The sequence below is a fragment of the Extensimonas perlucida genome, assembly GCF_007655255.1.
GTDB classification, from domain to species: Bacteria; Pseudomonadota; Gammaproteobacteria; order Burkholderiales; family Burkholderiaceae_C; genus Extensimonas; species Extensimonas perlucida.
This window is the reverse complement of sequence record NZ_VMYE01000001.1, coordinates 214,949-232,095: the sequence shown is the minus strand read 5'-3', so window position 1 is coordinate 232,095 and position 17,147 is coordinate 214,949. Positions and strand designations below refer to the sequence as shown.

The 17,147-nt window shown below is 66.1% G+C and carries 15 protein-coding genes; 11 read left to right on the top strand and 4 right to left on the bottom strand.

All coding sequences use genetic code 11. The features are described 5' to 3' along the window. Positions 1-7 precede the first annotated feature (7 nt). The 8 genes from nirB to bamC all read left to right on the top strand — a co-directional run bounded on the left by nirB (position 8) and on the right by bamC (position 10,651). On the top strand, positions 8-2,485 hold the full coding sequence (gene nirB / locus FK527_RS01285; protein WP_186298351.1) for a nitrite reductase large subunit NirB: 2,478 nt from the start codon (positions 8-10) through the stop codon (positions 2,483-2,485). A 60-nt stretch (positions 2,486-2,545) separates the two neighbouring features. Next, the gene (gene nirD, locus FK527_RS01280) at positions 2,546-2,941 is read left to right on the top strand and encodes a nitrite reductase small subunit NirD (protein WP_144728887.1); all 396 of its coding nucleotides are present in this window, start codon (positions 2,546-2,548) and stop codon (positions 2,939-2,941) included. Next, positions 2,938-5,775 (top strand): nitrate reductase, encoded by a 2,838-nt coding sequence (locus FK527_RS01275; protein WP_144728884.1) that lies wholly within the window; start codon positions 2,938-2,940, stop codon positions 5,773-5,775. Before nirD ends, FK527_RS01275 begins: the two co-directional genes overlap by 4 nt. Before the next feature lie 67 nt (positions 5,776-5,842). Further along, a complete protein-coding gene (gene ybiB / locus FK527_RS01270; protein WP_144728882.1) occupies positions 5,843-6,778 on the top strand; it encodes a DNA-binding protein YbiB in 936 nt (311 codons plus the stop codon). A gap of 38 nt (positions 6,779-6,816) precedes the next feature. Continuing rightward, positions 6,817-7,635 (top strand): uroporphyrinogen-III C-methyltransferase, encoded by an 819-nt coding sequence (gene cobA, locus FK527_RS01265; protein ID WP_144728880.1) that lies wholly within the window; start codon positions 6,817-6,819, stop codon positions 7,633-7,635. A gap of 67 nt (positions 7,636-7,702) precedes the next feature. Beyond that, positions 7,703-8,479 carry an SIR2 family NAD-dependent protein deacylase gene (locus FK527_RS01260; RefSeq protein WP_144728878.1) on the top strand — a complete coding sequence of 259 codons (777 nt, stop codon included), beginning with the start codon at positions 7,703-7,705 and terminating at the stop codon, positions 8,477-8,479. Positions 8,480-8,628: 149 nt separating this feature from the next. Beyond that, on the top strand, positions 8,629-9,525 hold the full coding sequence (gene dapA, locus FK527_RS01255) for a 4-hydroxy-tetrahydrodipicolinate synthase (RefSeq protein WP_144728876.1): 897 nt from the start codon (positions 8,629-8,631) through the stop codon (positions 9,523-9,525). Positions 9,526-9,559: 34 nt separating this feature from the next. Beyond that, complete coding sequence (gene bamC, locus FK527_RS01250; RefSeq protein WP_144728874.1) at positions 9,560-10,651, top strand: outer membrane protein assembly factor BamC; 1,092 nt, start codon at positions 9,560-9,562, stop codon at positions 10,649-10,651. A 197-nt stretch (positions 10,652-10,848) separates the two neighbouring features. On the opposite strand, the gene FK527_RS01245 is transcribed toward bamC, so the two are convergent. The 3 genes from FK527_RS01245 to FK527_RS01235 form a co-directional block, all read right to left on the bottom strand. Beyond that, positions 10,849-11,082: a hypothetical protein gene (locus FK527_RS01245; protein ID WP_144728872.1), complete on the bottom strand. Its 234-nt coding sequence runs from the start codon at positions 11,080-11,082 to the stop codon at positions 10,849-10,851. Between the two features lie 210 nt (positions 11,083-11,292). Further along, positions 11,293-11,817, bottom strand: coding sequence for a hypothetical protein (locus FK527_RS01240; RefSeq protein WP_144728869.1), 525 nt, complete (start codon positions 11,815-11,817; stop codon positions 11,293-11,295). 5 nt (positions 11,818-11,822) lie between these two features. Then, positions 11,823-12,956 (bottom strand): cupin domain-containing protein, encoded by a 1,134-nt coding sequence (locus FK527_RS01235; protein WP_144728867.1) that lies wholly within the window; start codon positions 12,954-12,956, stop codon positions 11,823-11,825. 54 nt (positions 12,957-13,010) lie between these two features. Between FK527_RS01235 and FK527_RS01230 the strand changes: the two genes are divergently transcribed. Continuing rightward, positions 13,011-13,508, top strand: a complete 498-nt coding sequence (locus FK527_RS01230) for an FKBP-type peptidyl-prolyl cis-trans isomerase (protein ID WP_144728865.1) — start codon at positions 13,011-13,013, stop codon at positions 13,506-13,508. A gap of 54 nt (positions 13,509-13,562) precedes the next feature. On the opposite strand, the gene FK527_RS01225 is transcribed toward FK527_RS01230, so the two are convergent. Beyond that, the gene (locus tag FK527_RS01225; protein ID WP_144728863.1) at positions 13,563-14,132 is read right to left on the bottom strand and encodes a C40 family peptidase; all 570 of its coding nucleotides are present in this window, start codon (positions 14,130-14,132) and stop codon (positions 13,563-13,565) included. A 300-nt stretch (positions 14,133-14,432) separates the two neighbouring features. On the opposite strand from FK527_RS01225, the gene FK527_RS01220 reads away from it, so the two are divergent. Further along, a complete protein-coding gene (locus FK527_RS01220) occupies positions 14,433-15,230 on the top strand; it encodes an ABC transporter ATP-binding protein (protein WP_144728861.1) in 798 nt (265 codons plus the stop codon). Then, positions 15,217-17,145: an AMP-dependent synthetase/ligase gene (locus FK527_RS01215; protein ID WP_144728859.1), complete on the top strand. Its 1,929-nt coding sequence runs from the start codon at positions 15,217-15,219 to the stop codon at positions 17,143-17,145. Before FK527_RS01220 ends, FK527_RS01215 begins: the two co-directional genes overlap by 14 nt. The last annotated feature ends 2 nt before the right edge of the window (positions 17,146-17,147 follow it).

The following is a 17,147-nucleotide window of genomic DNA, read 5'->3' as shown; positions in this document are numbered from 1 at the left end:
GACTGCCATGGAAATGCAAATCCCCCCGCAAGCCAAAATGAAACTCGTGCTCGTCGGCAACGGCATGGCCGGCGTGCGCACGCTCGAAGAGCTGCTCAAGATCGCCCCCGACCTCTACGACATCACGGTCTTCGGCGCCGAGCCGCACCCCAACTACAACCGCATCCTGCTCTCGCCCGTGCTGGCCGGCGAGCAGACGCTCGACGAGATCGTCCTCAACGGCTGGGACTGGTACACCGAGCACGGCATCACCCTGCACGCCGGCTTCAAGGTGAGCGCGGTGGACAGGCTGCGGCGCCTGGTCACCGGCGTCAACGCCGCGGGCGAGGTGCGCAGCGCCAGCTACGACCGCCTGATCCTCGCCACGGGCTCCAACCCGTTCATGCTGCCCATCCCGGGCACCGCGCTGGAGGGCGTGCTCGCCTACCGCGACATTGCCGACACCCAGGCCATGATCGCCGCCGCAGCCCAGTACCGCCACGCCGTGGTCATAGGCGGCGGCCTGCTGGGGCTGGAGGCGGCCAACGGCCTGATGAAGCGCGGCATGCACGTCACCGTGGTGCACGTGGGCGAATGGCTGATGGAGCGCCAGCTCGACGCCGTGGCCGGCAAGATGCTGCAAAAGTCGCTGCACGAGCGCGGCATGCAGTTCCAGATGAGCGCACAGACGCAGGCGCTGCTGGGCCATGAGGGGCGCGTGTGCGCCGTGCGCCTGCAGGACGGCACCGAACTGCCCGCCGATCTGGTGGTGATGGCCGTGGGCATACGCCCGAACACGGCCCTGGCCGAAAGCATGCGCCTGCACGTCAACCGCGGCATCGTGGTCAGCGACACGCTGCAAACCGTGACCGACCCGCGCATCTACGCCGTAGGCGAATGCGCGGCGCACCGGGGCATTGCCTACGGGCTGGTGGCGCCATTGTTTGAGCAGGGCAAGGTCTGCGCGACGCACCTCGCAGAGTTCGGCATCGGGCGCTACAGCGGCTCGCTGACCTCGACCAAACTCAAGGTCACGGGCATAGACCTGTTCAGCGCGGGCGACTTCCAGGGCGGCAAGGATGCCGAGGAGATCATCCTCAGCGACCCCATGGGCGGCGTCTATAAAAAACTCGTGCTCAAGAACGACAAGCTCGTCGGCGCCTGCCTGTACGGCGACACGGTCGATGGCAGCTGGTACTTCAAGCTGCTGCGCGAAGGCCGCAGTGTGCACGACCTGCGCGACCGCCTGATGTTTGGCGAATCGAACATCGGCGACACCGGCCACGAGGGCCACAACAAGGCCGCCGCCATGGCCGACTCGGATGAAGTCTGCGGCTGCAACGGCGTGACCAAGGGCACCATCTGCAAGGCCATCAAGGAAAAGGGCCTGTTCACGCTCGACGAAGTGCGCAAGCACACCAAGGCCAGCGCCAGCTGCGGCTCGTGCACCGGGCTGGTGGAGCAGCTGCTGATGTTCAGCGCCGGTGGCGACTACTCCGCCACGCCCAAGCTCAAGCCCCTGTGCGGCTGCACCGAGCACGGCCACCAGGCCGTGCGCGACGCCATCCGCACGCACAAGCTGCTCTCCATTCCCGAGGTGTTCCGCACCCTTGCCTGGCGCACGCCCAATGGTTGCGCAAGCTGTCGCCCGGCCATCAACTATTACCTCCTCAGCACCTGGCCCAAGGAAGCCAGGGACGACCCGCAAAGCCGCTTCATCAATGAACGCAGCCACGCCAACATCCAGAAAGACGGCACCTACAGCGTGGTGCCGCGCATGTGGGGCGGCGAGACCAGCGCCGCCGAGTTGCGCCGCATCGCCGACGTGGTGGACAAATACCGCATCCCCACCGTCAAGGTCACCGGCGGGCAGCGCATCGACCTGCTCGGCGTCAAGAAGGAAGACCTGATCCCCGTCTGGCGCGACCTGGGCATGCCCAGCGGCCACGCTTACGCCAAGGCGCTGCGCACCGTGAAAACCTGCGTGGGCAGCGAGTGGTGCCGCATGGGCACGCAGGACAGCACCCAGATGGGCAAGGACCTGGAGCACGCCTTCGTGGGCATGTACGCGCCGCACAAGGTCAAGTTCGCCGTCAGCGGCTGTCCGCGCAACTGCGCCGAGGCCGGCATCAAGGACGTGGGCATCATCGGCGTCGATAGCGGCTGGGAGATGTACGTGGCCGGCAACGGCGGCATCAAGACCGAGGTCGCGCACTTCCTCACCAAGCTCAAGAGCGCCGAGGAGGTACTCGAATACACCGGCGCCTTCTGCGAGCTGTACCGCCAGGAGGGCTGGTACCTCGAGCGCACCGTGCACTTCGTTGCCCGGGTGGGGTTGGACTACGTCAAGCAACGCATCCTCGACGATGCCGCCGGCCGCCAAGCGCTGTGGGCGCAGCTGCAGCAGGCCCTCGCCGACGAGCCCGACCCCTGGGCCGCGCTCGAGCAAGCCCAGGTGGACACACGCCAGTTCGAGCCGCTGATTACAAGCAAAATCGCTGCCTGAGGCACATGTAGCAAGCGCAGCAAGCTATCAATTCAATATCACACCATGCAAGGAAGCGCCATGACCGAATGGATCCCCGTCTGCCGCGTGAGCGACATTCCCGTGCTCGGCGCGCGCCGCGTGGCGCGCGCGCAGGGCCTGGACGTCGCCCTGTTTCGCACCGAGGCCGATCAGGTTTTCGCCCTGCTCGACCGCTGCCCACACAAAGGCGGCCCCCTGTCGCAAGGCATCGTCTTCGGCACCAGCGTGGCCTGCCCGCTGCACAACTGGACCATCCGCCTGGATAGCGGCCAGGCGGCTGCGCCCGACGAAGGCTGCACGCCGCGCTTTGCCGTGCAGGTGCAGGGCGACAGGGTCTGCCTGCGCGCCGACGAACTGGCCCACCACGCCACCGAACTCAGCCGCCCGCCCGCTGGCCCTGCGGCCACGCGCAACTGCCAGCAGCCATGCACATGACAGAAACCCGCTCCACCTGCCCGTACTGCGGCGTGGGCTGCGGCGTGCTCATCGCCTCTGATGGCACGCAGATCACCGGCGTGCGCGGCGACCCCGAGCACCCGGCCAACTTCGGCCGCCTGTGCACCAAGGGCGCCACGCTGGCCCTCACGGCCGCGCCCCACGTCGCGCGCCAGACCCGCCTGCTGCAGCCCCTGCGGCGCCTGCAGCGCCAGGGACCGGCGCAAGCGCTCGGCTGGGACGCAGCCCTGCAATGGGCCTGCGACCGCTTTGCACACACCCTGCGCACGCACGGCCCCGAGGCCGTGGGCTTTTACCTGAGCGGCCAATTGCTCACCGAGGACTACTACGTCTTCAACAAGCTCGCCAAGGGCCTGATCGGCACGCCCCACCTCGACAGCAACTCGCGCCTGTGCATGAGCAGCGCCGTCGCCGGCTACAAGGCCACGCTGGGCGCCGACGCCCCGCCCGCCTGCTACGACGACTTGCAGCATGCGCGCTGCCTGTTCATCGCGGGCAGCAACGCCGCCTACGCGCACCCCGTCCTGTTCCGGCGCATCGAAGACGCCAAGCGCGCGCGGCCCGCACTGAAGATCATCGTCGTCGATCCGCGCCGCACCGACACGGCCGAAATCGCCGACCTGCACCTGCGCATAGAGCCCGGCACCGACGTCATGCTCCTGCACGGCATGCTGCACCTGATGCTGCGCGAAGGCTGGACGGACACGCGCTTCATCGCCGCCCACACACACGGCTTCGAAGACTTGCAAACCCTGGTGCGCGACTACCCGCCGCAGCTCGTGGCCCAGGTCTGCGGCATCAGCGTGGACGCGCTGACCCTGGCCGCGCGCTGGTTTGCCGGCATCGAACCCGGCGAGTCGCGCCAGCCCACGCTAAGCCTCTACTGCCAGGGCCTGAACCAGAGCAGCAGCGGCACCGCCAAAAACACCGCGCTGATCAACCTGCATCTGGCCACGGGCCAGATCGGCCGGCCCGGCGCCGGGCCGTTCTCGCTCACCGGCCAGCCCAACGCCATGGGCGGGCGCGAAGTGGGCGCGCTCGCCCAGCTGCTGCCCGGCCACCGCGAACTCGCCAACCCGGCGCACCGCGCCGAGATTGCCGCGCTGTGGGGCGTACCCGACCTGCCGCAGCGCCCGGGCAAAACCGCGGTGGAAATGTTCCAGGCCGCCGCCGATGGAGAAATCAAGGCGCTGTGGATCGCCTGCACCAACCCCGCGCAGTCGCTGCCTGACCAGGCCACGGTGCGCCGCGCCTTGCAGCGTGCCGAGTTCGTGGTGGTGCAAGAGGCTTTCGCCACCGCCGCCACCTGCGACTTCGCCGACCTGCTGCTGCCCGCCACGACCTGGGGCGAAAAAGAGGGCACCGTGACCAACAGCGAGCGCCGCATCTCGCGCGTGCGCGCCGCCGTGCCGCCGCCGCGCTCCACCGACTCCACCGACCCCACCGACCCCACCGACAATGGCCCGCGCCACGACTGGGCCATCGCCGTGGACTTTGCGCACCGCCTCGAAGCCGTGTTGCGCCCCGGACAGGCAACGCTCTTTCCCTACCCCCATCCCGAATCGATCTGGAACGAGCACCGCGCCGCCACGCGCGGACGCGACCTGGACATCACCGGGCTGAGCTACGCCGCGCTCGAACTCGCGCCCGCCCAATGGCCCTGCCCCGCAGGCGCGGCCTCGGGCGCGGCGCGGCTGTACGCGGACGGCATCTTTCCCACCGCCGACGGGCGTGCCCGCTTCGACGCGCAGCCCTACCAGCCCGTGGCCGAACCGCGCGATGCACGCTACCCGCTGGCGCTGACCACCGGGCGCCTGCGTGACCAGTGGCATGGCATGACGCGCACGGGCACGCTGGGCCGGCTGTTCGGCCATGTTCCCGAACCCGCGCTGGAACTGCACCCCCAGGACCTCACACGCCACGACCTGCAACCGGGCGATCTGGTGCACGTGGCCAGCCGCCGCGGCAGCCTCATCGCCCCCGTGCAGCCCAGCGATGCCCTGGCTCCCGGCCAGGCCTTCATGGCCATGCACTGGGGCGCGGAGTTTCTTGGCGGCAGCGGTAGCGGCAGCAATGCAAGCCCGGGCAGCGGCGTGAATGGCCTCACCGGCGCAGCGCTGTGCCCCCGCTCCAAACAGCCCGAGTTCAAGCACAGCGCCGTGCGCATCACCAAAGCCGCATTGCCTTGGTCACTGCTCGCCATGGCCTGGCTGCCCGAGGACGACGTGCTTACCACCCACGCGGCGCTGCGCACGCTGATGCCGCAGTTCGCTTTTGCGGCCTGCGTCCCTTTCGGGCGCGAGCGCAGCGGGGTGTTGCTGCGCGCCGCCGCCCCTGCAGCCCCGCCCGACGCCGTGCTGACCCAGATCGAACAACTGCTCGGACTTGCCGATGCACACGCGCTGCGCTATGCCGACCGCAAGACCGGCCAGCGCCGCACCATGCGCCTCGCCCCGTCGGGCGGCGACCTGCTGCTGCAGGCCTTCGTGCTGGCGGGCGACACCCGTGCCGAAACCTGGCTGCGCCCGCTGCTGCAGGACGCCCTGCCCGCCCAGCCCTACGGCCGCCTGCTGCTGGCCCCCGGCGCCCAGGCACCCATCACCCTGGCCGCCACCAGCCCCCAGGTCTGCACCTGCTTCAACGTGCGCGAAGACGCCATCCTGTCCTGCCTCGCCAGCTGCCACGGCAGCGAGGAAGGGCGGCTGGCAGCCCTGCAGCAGCAACTGCAATGCGGCACCAATTGCGGCTCCTGCATCCCGCAATTGCGCCGCCTGGTGCGCCGCAGCCTGCCCAGCGCCGCTGCAGCGGCATGACACAAGGCCCTGTAAGGCATATTCCTATATAACCAGTTTTCATCAGCACCCCGCAACAATGCACACCATGGGTATCAGTCACTACCTCAAAGAAATCGGCCGCGGCGTGCGGGGCGCGCGCGCCTTGACGCGCGAGCAGGCCGCGGACTTGTTCGCGCAGGTGCTGGACGGCAGCGTCAGCGACCTGGAGATCGGCGCGTTCTGCCTGGCCATGCGCATCAAAGGCGAAACCGCAGCCGAGATGGCCGGCTTTCTCGATGCCACCGAGGCGCGGCTCAACGCCTTCCCGGCCAGCGATCGCCCTCTGGTGGTGCTCCCCAGCTACAACGGCGCGCGCAAACTGCCGGTGCTCACGCCCTTGCTGGCGCTGCTGCTGGCACGCGAAGGGCTGCCCGTATTGCTGCACGGCATGCGCACCGAGGCGCGCCGGGTTACGGCACAAGAAGTGCTCCTTGCGCTCTACATACCTGCGCTGGAAGCTCCCGAAAAAATAGCAAACGGCACGCTCGCCCACATCTCCACGGCCCAGCTGCAACCGGGCCTTGCGCGCCTGCTCGCGGTGCGCGAGGTCGTCGGCCTGCGCAACCCCGGCCACAGCGTCGCCAAGCTCATCGCGCCCAGCACGGGCCCGACCCTGCTGGTCGGCAGCTACACCCACCCCGAATACCTCGAGGTGCTGTGCGGCACCTGCGCACTGCGCGGCATGAACGCCCTGCTCTCGCGCGGCCTGGAGGGCGAAGTCTGCGCCGACCCGCGCCGCGCGCCGCGCTACGACGCCTTCGTGCATGGCCAGCACCTGCCTGTGCAAGCGCAGCAGCCCGGCACCGCGCCCGAAGTGCCGGGCCTGCCCAGCAGCATAGACGCGGCCAGCACCGCGCACTACACCCGCGCCGTGCTGGCCGGCGCACTGCCCATCCCGCCAGCCCTGGCCCAGCAGGTGGAATACATCGTGCAGCTCAGTCGCAAAGTCGCCTCAAACACCAGCGCTGCCCGCACCGCCTGAAGAGCCCCCGCCACCGAACCCGCATCAAGGACCCTGCCATGACCGAAAACATCGCCTCCTCGGCCCACCCGCATCCTGGCAGCTGCACCCTGGTCGGCGCCGGCCCGGGCGACCCGGAGCTGCTCACGCTCAAGGCGCTCAAGGCCATCGAAGCCGCCACATTGCTGCTCGTCGATGACCTGGTGAGCGACGCCATCCTGGCCTACGCCGCACCCAGCGCGCGCATCGTGCACGTGGGCAAGCGCGGCGGCTGCAAAAGCACGCCGCAGTCCTTCATCGAAAAGCTCATGCTCCAGGCCGCGCGCGCCGGCGAAACCGTGGTGCGCCTCAAGGGCGGCGACCCGTTCATCTTCGGCCGCGGCGGGGAAGAAGTCGAGCGCCTGCGCGCCGCAGGCGTGCCCGTCACGGTGGTCAACGGCATCACCGCCGGCCTCGCGGGCATGACCGCGCTGGGCGCGCCGCTCACGCACCGCGCCCACGCGCATGGCGTGCTCTTCGTCACCGGCCACGCCCAGCCCGGCGCGCCGGGGGTGGACTGGCCCCTGCTCGCGCACACCGCGCACGCCGCGCGCCTCACGCTCGTGATCTACATGGGCATGCGCCACGCCGGCGAGATCGCGCAGGGCCTGCTCGCCGGCCTGCCCGCGCACACGCCCGTGGCCGTGATCGAACACGCCAGCCTGCCCACGCAGCGCCACGCCACCGCCACCCTGGCCACGCTGCCGGCCACCATTGCCGCGCAGGGCCTGGCCAGCCCCGCGGTGATCGTGGTCGGCGACGTGGTGCGCGGGATTGCCGCGGCGGGGCAAAATCGGCAAGATATAGCGCATCTTGGGCCCATGGCCATGGCCGGTTGAGCGTCTTTCCGGCCCGTTTCGGTCATCGGCCTTTTTGCCCGCCTCTTCTCTCCATAGGCCCATTGCCATGACCGCATCCCCTGACTCCAGCCCCGACTTTGCGCAAGTGCGCGCCTGGCTGCAGGCCGCGCAGCACGTTGCCGTGCTGACCGGCGCAGGCATGAGCGCTGAATCGGGCATCCCCACGTTCCGCGACACGCAGACCGGCCTGTGGGCGCGCTTCAACCCCGCCGAACTCGCCACCGAAGAAGGCTTTCGTGCCCAGCCCGAGCTCGTCTGGAACTGGTACGCCGAGCGCCGCGCCGCCATGGCCCAGGTCAAACCCAACGCCGGCCACTACGCCATCGCCGCCTACCAGCAGCGCCACCCAGGGCGCCTCACGGTGATCACGCAAAACGTCGATGGCCTGCACCAAAAAGCCGGCAGCACCGACGCCCTGGCGCTGCACGGCAACATCTTTCAAGACCGCTGGCTCGACCTGTGCTTTCATGCGCGCCACAGCGGCCGCGTCTGCGCCGCAAGCCACGCCCAGGCAGACAACCCACCGCGCTGCCCCGACTGCGGCAACATGCTGCGCCCAGATGTCGTGTGGTTCGGCGAGATGCTGCCTCCGGCCACGCTGCACGCCGCCGAGCAGGCCGCGCAGCGCTGCGCCTTGATGCTCGTGGTCGGCACCTCGGGCGAGGTCTATCCGGCCGCAGGGCTCGCGCACCAGGCACGCCAGGCTGGCGCCAAGGTGGTCGTCGTCAACCCGCACGCGAGCGAACTCGACGGTGTCGCCCATCGGGTGCTGCGCGGCACCGCGGCGCAGACGCTGCCGAGCCTGCTCGCAGATGGTGTCTGAACCCCGCCGTTGGAGCGACCCCAGGAGCATCCGCAGCGCTCTGACCGTTCGCTGCTGCGCGCACCTGCCCCATGAGGAAACTGCGCACGCCCCGTATGATCCAGCGGGCTCCTAGTTAGAATGCCCCATTCCTGATTCCACTTGCGGACATGACCTCCTCTCGCGTCTCTCTCACCGGCAGCATCGTCGCCCTCGTCACCCCCATGCACGAAGACGGCAGCGTGGACTACGCCACGCTGCGCAAACTCATAGACTGGCACATTGCCGAAGGCACCGACTGCATCAGCGTGGTCGGCACCACGGGCGAATCGCCCACCGTGAATGTCGAAGAGCACTGCGAAATCATCCGCGTCGCGGTCGAGCAGGCCGCCAAGCGCGTGCCCATCATGGCGGGCTGCGGCGCCAATTCCACCGCCGAAGCGATCGAACTCGCGCGCTTCGCCAAAAAAGTCGGGGCCGACAGCCAACTGCAGGTCGTGCCCTACTACAACAAACCCACACAGGAAGGCCAGTACCGCCATTTCAAGGCCATCGCCGAGGCCGTGGGCGACCTGCCCGTCATCCTCTACAACGTCCCCGGCCGCACGGTGGCGGACATGCAGCACGACACCGTGCTGCGCCTGGCCCAAGTGCCCGGCATCATCGGCATCAAGGAAGCCACGGGCAACATCGAACGCGCGCAGTGGCTGATCCGCGAGCTGCCGCAAGGATTTGGCGTGTATTCGGGCGACGATCCGACGGCCGTCGCGCTCATGCTCTGCGGCGGTCACGGCAACATCAGCGTCACGGCCAATGTGGCGCCGCGCCTGATGCGTGAACTCTGCGCCGCGGCGCTCGCCGGTGACGTGCGCCGCGCCATGGAAGTCCAGTTCCGCCTGATGCCCGTGCACAAGCAATTGTTCGTAGAGGCCAACCCCATCCCGGTCAAATGGGCCATGGCGCGCATGGGCTTGTGTGGCGCCACGCTGCGCCTGCCCATGACGCCGCTGCAGTCTGCCTACGAAGCGCAGGTAGAAGCCGCGCTGCGCGCCAGCGGCCTGCTGTAAGCACCTCCTTCCAAGATTCTCAGAGGATTTCCGCGTGAACCATTCTGCACGTTGCGGCCTGCTGGGCCTTGCCCTGGCCTTGTCCGCATGCTCTGTTCTGGAGAGCGACAAAGTCGATTACAAAAGCGCCACCAAGGCATCGACACTCGAAGTGCCCCCTGACCTGACCCAGCTGTCGCAAGAAAGTCGCTACGTGGTGCCGGGCGGGCCCGTTTCCGCGGCAGCATTCGAAGCGGGCAAGGCCACGAACAAGGCCGAGGCCGAATCCAAGACTGCCGTGGCGCAGATCGCCGACGTGCGCATCGAGCGTGACGGCGAGCGGCGCTGGCTCGTCGTCGATCGCCCCGCCGACAAGCTCTGGGACCCGGTGCGCACTTTCTGGCAGGAAAACGGCTTCAACCTCGTGCTCGATCAGCCGGAACTCGGCATCATGGAAACCGACTGGGCCGAAAACCGCGCCAAGATTCCGCAGGACTTCATCCGCTCCACGATAGGCAAGGTGTTCGACTCGCTCTACTCCACCGGCGAGCGCGACAAATTCCGCACCCGCCTCGAACGCAACGCTGCAGGCGGCACCGAGATCTACATCACCCACCGCGGCATGGAAGAGGTTTATGCGAGCTCCACCAAGGACTCCACCGTCTGGCAGCCGCGCAAGTCCGACCCGGAGCTCGAAGCCGAATTTTTGCGGCGCCTGATGGTCAAGCTCGGTGTGAGCCAGGAACAAGCCAAGGCCGTGGCCGCTGCACCCGCGCCCAAGGCATCGATGGCGCGCCTGGCTACCGTCAACAGCGCGCCCGTGGTGCAGATCAATGAAGGTTTCGACCGCGCCTGGCGCCGCGTCGGCCTCGCGCTCGACCGCACGGGCTTCACCGTGGAGGACCGCAACCGCAACGAAGGGCTGTATTTCGTGCGCTACGTCGCGCCCACCGCCGAGAAGAAAGAGCCCGGCTTTTTCGGCAAGATTTTTGGCAGCTCGGATGCCGCGCCGCCGCTCAAGTACCGCATCCGCGTACAGGCCGAAGGCAACACCAGCACCGTGTCCGTGCTGAACGAAACCGGTGCCCCCGAATCCTCGGCCAACGCGGAGCGCATCCTGAAGGTGCTGGTGGAAGACCTGCGCTGAGTGGCGGTCAGTGGGCGCGCCGCCGGTGCGCCCGCTTACTGCTTTGGGGCCTCGTTTACCAGCACAAAAAATCGCGCGCAGCGTTCGCGCATAAAAAAACCGCTTCATGCATTGAAGCGGTTTTTTTATGGCGGCAATCGGATTGCCGCCCAGCGGACTGCACCCCCTTAGAGCGCAGTCTGCCCTCTGTACCGTGCTTACTTGGCAGCGGATGCGTCGGCGGCGGGAGCAGCGGATGCGTCAGCAGCAGGTGCAGCAGCCGGGGCTTCAGCAGAAGCCGGTGCAGCAGGCGCTTCAGCCGGAGCGGGAGCCGGAGCAGGAGCAGGAGCCTCGGCAGGTGCCGGTGCGGGCGCAGGAGCTTCTTCCTTCTTGCCGCAAGCGGCGAGGGCGGCGGCAGCGATCAAGGTAGCCAGGACGAGAGAGTTTTTCATTGCAGTTTTCCTAGTTGACAGATGAAATGGAAACACCATCGCGACAGATTCCTCTAGCCATCTACGCGCTGGCAGGATGCACTTGGGAGTTCATCGATGCACAAAAATGGATTATAGGGAGATTCGTCAATACCCACTAACACTGAGACGCCTTGAAAGGCGAACACTGTTGCATCCAAGCACTTTCCCGGTGCATGTTGATTAACAACGTTACAACCCCAGCGTGGTTGACGGAAAACCCGGCGCGCTCTTGTTGTGCACCCATTCTTCGAGCGACTCACGCACGGCCACGAGGCGCTGTGGCGCTGCGCTCATCACCCCGGCACAGTGCGCCACATCGAGCCGCTGCAAGACCCACCCCGGCGACCACCACACGCTGGGAATCTCCAGCGGGTCGGCTCCGGCGCTGCGCCGACAGGTGATGATGTGCTCCCAGGTGGCACGCCAGCGCACGAAACGCGCATGTCGCCGGATCACCTCGTCGTAAGTGCAGGCAAGCATGGTGAAGCGCCTGCCATTGCTTGCCCAGGCCTGCAGCGCATCGATGACGGCGCGTTCTCCCAAGGGCCAGTCATGGAAATTGGCATCGCTGACGATGATTTCCTTCCAGCCAGCTTGCGCCGCCATGGCAAAGGCAGCGCGCACCTGCTCCACGAAAACCTCGCGTCCGGCAAAACGCCCTGTGGGCAATTCGGTCGGGCCACCTTCTTGCGGTATCGAGACGACATCGGTCATAAAGGCTACTCCTCATCGCTGCAAGCATGCGCCCAGCCAGCCTCGCACCACGAAGCCAGAAGCTCCAGCGCCTCTTTGCTGGCGCGCGCCAATTCCTGTGCCTGCAGCCGGCGCGCGTCGGCCAGGCGGCGCATCAAGGAGGCATCACGCCCGGCAGCCAGATAGCTCTCGCCGTTGATGAACAGGTGGTGCGCGTCGTAGAGCATGCGCGTGCGGCGGTCCAGCACGACGCCGCCTTGCAGAATCCCGCCCACGGTGGGCTCGAACCACACGCTGGGCTTGGGCTCGCTCAGGTATTCGCCCAGCGCGCGCTCCAGTATCCAGGGCTGCGCCAGCGCACGTTGCACCGCAGCGTGCGCAAATTGCTGGAGTTCTTCGGGCATCGCGGCAGGATGGACCGCAGCTTGCTGCCCGGCATCACGATAGCGATGTTCCGGCGCCTCCTGTTCAGCTGCGCTTTCCGCAACCCGCAGCAGCAGCTCCTGCGCGAGCTCCCGGCGCTGCGGGGCGCGAAAGCCGATCGAATACGTCATGCACTCGCCCTCGGCCACGCCGTCATGGGCATAACGGGGCGGCAAATAGAGCATGTCGCCAGGCCCGAGCACGAATTCTTCCTCGGGCTCGAAGTGCGCCAGCACCTTCAGGGGAATGTCTTCGCGCAAGCGCAGGTCTTTCTGGCGCCCGATGCGCCAGCGGCGCCGCCCATGGGCCTGCAGCAAGAATACGTCGTAGCTGTCGAAGTGCGGCCCCACGCCACCGCCATCGGTCGCATAGCTGACCATCAAGTCGTCAAGCCGGGCGTCGGGCACGAAGCGGAACTGCTGCATCAAGGCGTGTACCCGCTCATCATGCAAATCTACGCCCTGCACGAGCAAGGTCCAGCGCGGCTGCGCCAGCGGCGGCAGTGCACGGCGCGCAAACGGGCCATGGCGCAGCTGCCAGGCACCGTCCGTGTGCTGCACCAGCCTCGACTCCACGCCCTCCTGGCCTGCCAGCGCAAACAGGCCGGCGCGCAGCACTGGCGGCGCGAACCCGGCCAACGCCTGCCGCACGAGCAAAGGTTTTTTCTGCCAATGGCGGCGCATGAACTGCGCCGGGCTCAGGCCGCCCAGCAGGGCGAGGGGTTGTTGAATATCCATGAAAATAGACGCATTTAAACGAGCCACAATGGCTCACGAAACGGCAATTCTCCTATGGAAATCACCCCCCAATGCGTGGTCGCGCTCACCTGGACCTTGAAGGACACCTTGGGCGACGTCCTTGACGTGCTCGATGACCCGGTAGAGTTTCTGGTAGGCGGCAACGATTTGCTGCCGCGCATCGAGCAGGCCCTGCAAGGCCATGCGCCCGGCGCCCAGCTTTCGCTGCACCTCGAGCCCGAGGACGCATTTGGCGACTTTGACGAAAAACGATTGTTTCTCGAACCCCGCGCGTGCTTTCCCGCAGAAATCGAAGAAGGCATGTGCTTCGAGGGCAGCGCTTTGCCGCAGGCTTGCAGCAAAGACATTCCGCGCGACGGGCTTTACACCGTGGCGCAGCTCTATCCGGATCACGTGGTGCTGGACGGCAACCACCCTTTGGCTGGGATCGCCTTGCGTCTGCAACTCACGGTGCATGCCGTGCGCGAGGCCACGGAAGAAGAGGTGGGGAGAGGAACGGCTGGCGCCGGCTTCTTTCGCGTCCAAACATAAGCCCGGATACAGCGCGAAGATGGCAGCAAGCCCAGCCACCCCGAGGTCAAGCCCTCACTGCTGCCCTGTCGTCGCCGCAGGTGCCAGAACCCTGCGCGCACCGTCGAAGCGGCGCTGCCAATAAGCCATCTGCATGTCTTCCACGCGCACCTCGGCGCCGCTGCGTGGTGCGTGGATGAACTTGCCGTCACCCACGTAAATCCCGACATGGCTGAATGCGCGACGCATGGTGTTGAAAAACACCAGGTCGCCCGGCTGCAGCTCTTTCTTATCGATGACCTGGGTATTGGCCGCCTGCTGGTTGGCACTGCGCGGCAAGACCAGGCCGACAGTCTGCTGGTAGATGGCGCGCACGAAACCGCTGCAATCAAAGCCCGTTTCAGCGCTGCTGCCGCCGCGGCGATAGGGCACACCCAGAAAGCCCATGGCGTTGACCACCAGGTCGGATGCCCGGTCTGCCACGGAATGCGCCTTTTCGGCGACGGAACTACGCATCTCGTTCCATTGCCCGAGCAGGCCATTGTCCGTCGGGAATTTATCCATTTCGTCTGCAGAGCCTGTCGCAGGAGCCGCGTGCGCCCCCACGGCGCAGGCGAAAAGCAAAAGACAGAGGGATTTGCGCATGGGGGCGGAGGTTAACACAGCACGCCAGCCTGCCGGGAGTTCCTTTCGCACACGCGCTCCGCCCAGTTTGGTCTGCTAGTCCTCCCCGGGCGCCACGCAAAAGCGCCTACACAGCACTCCCAAAAAACGAGCTACCTAGGGCAAACCCCGAAGAAACTAACAAGCGTTCGGCACTAACATTGCGCCTTCTTTTTTACGGTGGCCCGCCCATACGGTTCGCACGTCGGCGTTCGATGTCGCGGCGGAAGTTGGCGCGGCATCGGTCGTTTTTCAACTTCTACAACAAGCGGATACCACTACATGCATGCTGAACAGCAGAAAGCGGTTCCTGTCCTCGAATGTCGGGGCGTGGAGCGCCGCTTCGGTGGACTGGTTGCCCTCACAGGGGTGAACATGCACATCGAGCGCGGCGAAATTTTTGGCCTGGTCGGGCCCAATGGCAGCGGCAAGACGACGATGACCAACGCCATCACGGGATTTTTCCCGCCCCAGGTCGGCAGCATCTGGCTCAATGGACGCGAGATCACCGGCATGGCACCCCACAAAGTGGCCGCGCTGGGTGTGGCGCGCACGTTTCAGAACCTTGCGCTTTTCAACGGCATGAGCGTGCTCGACAACATCCTGCTCGGGCGTCACATCCACATGAAACCCGGCGTGCTCAAGACCGCTCTGTATTGGTGGCTGAGCCGCGACGAGGAGATCGCCCACCGCCGCAAGGTTGAAGAAGTGATCGACTTCATGCAGTTGCAAAGCGTGCGCGACGAACTCGTGGACAGCATTCCCATCGGACTCAAAAAACGCGTCGAACTGGCGCGTGCACTGGTCGCGGAGCCCAGCTTTCTCGTGCTCGACGAACCCATGGCCGGCATGAACCAGGAGGAAAAAGAATACATGGCCCGCTTCATTCTCGACGCGCGCGACGAACGCGGTGTCACCGTGCTGCTGATCGAGCACCACATGGACGTGATCACCGGCATTTGCGACCGCATGATGGTGCTGAGCTACGGCGAAACGATAGGCACCGGCATTCCCAGCGAAGTCATCAAAGACGAGCGCGTGATCAAAGCCTATCTGGGGGGTGCGCATGCAACGCGCTGAAAACCGCTCCGCTACCTGGGACCTCGGGGCCGACACCACCCTGGTGCGCCTTCTGGCGCGCAACGCCGAAGTGCTTGGCGACCACGTTGCCATGCGCGAAAAGCACCTGGGCATCTGGCAAGAAACCACCTGGGCGCAAATGCTCGACGCCACCCTGGCCTTTGCAGCAAGCCTGCAAAGTATGGGCTTTGGCAAGGAAGACGCCTTGCTCGTGCTGGGCGACAACCGCCCCAATCTCTACATGGGCATGCTCGCTGCGGGCGCGCTCGGCGGCTATGCCATGCCCGCGTACCCTGACGCCACGCCCGACGAAATCCGCCATTTCATGCATGAGGCGAACGCGCGCTTCGTCCTCGCAGAAGACCAGGAGCAGGTGGACAAGGCGCTGGACCTGGGCGAAGTCAGTTCCTCCATCGAGCACATCATCTACGACGAGCCTCGCGGTCTTGCAAGTTACCAGCACCCCGGGCTCGTCTCCTGGGACAAGCTGCAAACGCGGGGCATCGAACGCCTGCGCGCCGAACCCTCCCTGCGCAAGACCTTGATCGAAAGTGCCAAGCCCGAGGGCCCGGCCGTATTCGTCCACTCCTCGGGCACTACGGGCAAACCCAAAGGCGTGGTGCTGAGCCACAAGAACATTCTCACCGGCGTGGGCAACGCCTTTCGTGGCGGTGCTTTCGACTTTGGCGAAAGCGTGCTGGCCTACCTGCCCATGGCCTGGGTGGGCGACTTTGCCATCACCATGGGCGCGGGCGTGGCCTTGCACTTCGTCATCAACATCCCCGAACGCCAGGAAACCGTCTTGCACGACCTGCGTGAAGTGGCGCCCTCTTTCTATCTGGCAGCGCCGCGCAGCTGGGACAACATGCTGACCACCATCCAGGTGCGCATGGAGGATTCCACGCCACTGAAAAAGTGGCTCTACGACGTGTTCATGAATTCGGCCCTGACCGCAGAACGCCAGAAACTCGAGGGCAAACCCGTTTCCCTCAAGAATCGCCTGCTGCGCCCCCTGGGCGAATTGCTGATTTTTGGCCCCATCAAAGATCAATTCGGCCTGACCCGTCTGAGGCACGCCTTCACTGGCGGCGAAGCCATCGGGGAAGACACCTTTGTCTTTTACCGTGCGCTGGGCGTCAAGCTGCGCCAGTTTTACGGCCAGACCGAAAGCAGCGCCTTCAATGCCCTGCAAGACCCCCAGGAAGTACGCCTGCATACGGTGGGCAAGCCCCTGCCCGGCGTGGAAGTCAAAATTGCCGACAACGGCGAAATCATGCTGCGCTCGGGCAGCGTGTTTTCCGGTTACTACAAGCTCGAAAAAGCCACGCAGGAAGCCCTGGAAAACGGCTGGCTGCACACGGGCGACGCGGGCTACCTGGAGCCGGACGGCCACATCGTGGTGCTCGGGCGCCTGTCCGAAGTGGTTTACACCGCCAAGGGCGAACGCTTCATCCCGAACTACATCGAAAACCGCCTCAAGTTCAGCCCCTACATCAAGGATGCCGCGGTGCTTGGCAAGGACAGGGACAGCCTTGCCGTCATGGTCTGCATCGACAAGGAAACCGTGGGGCACTGGGCCGAAGTGCGCGGGATTTCTTATATGTCCTACGCCGACTTGTCGCAAAACCCCGAGGTCATCAAGCTCATCACGGAAGCGGTGCAGCGCGTCAACGGCATCCTGCCCGACGCACTCAAGCTGCGCCACTTCGTCTCGCTGCACAAGGAGTTCGATCCGGACGACGGCGAGGTCACGCGCACGCGCAAGCTGCGCCGCAACGTGATTGAGCAGCGTTACGCACCCATCATCGACGCCATTTACAGCGGCAAGAAGTCCGTCACGATGAAGGCGCAGATCACATACGAGACCGGAGAAGTCGGCTCCATTGAGCGCGAACTCACGGTACAGGAGGTTTGAGG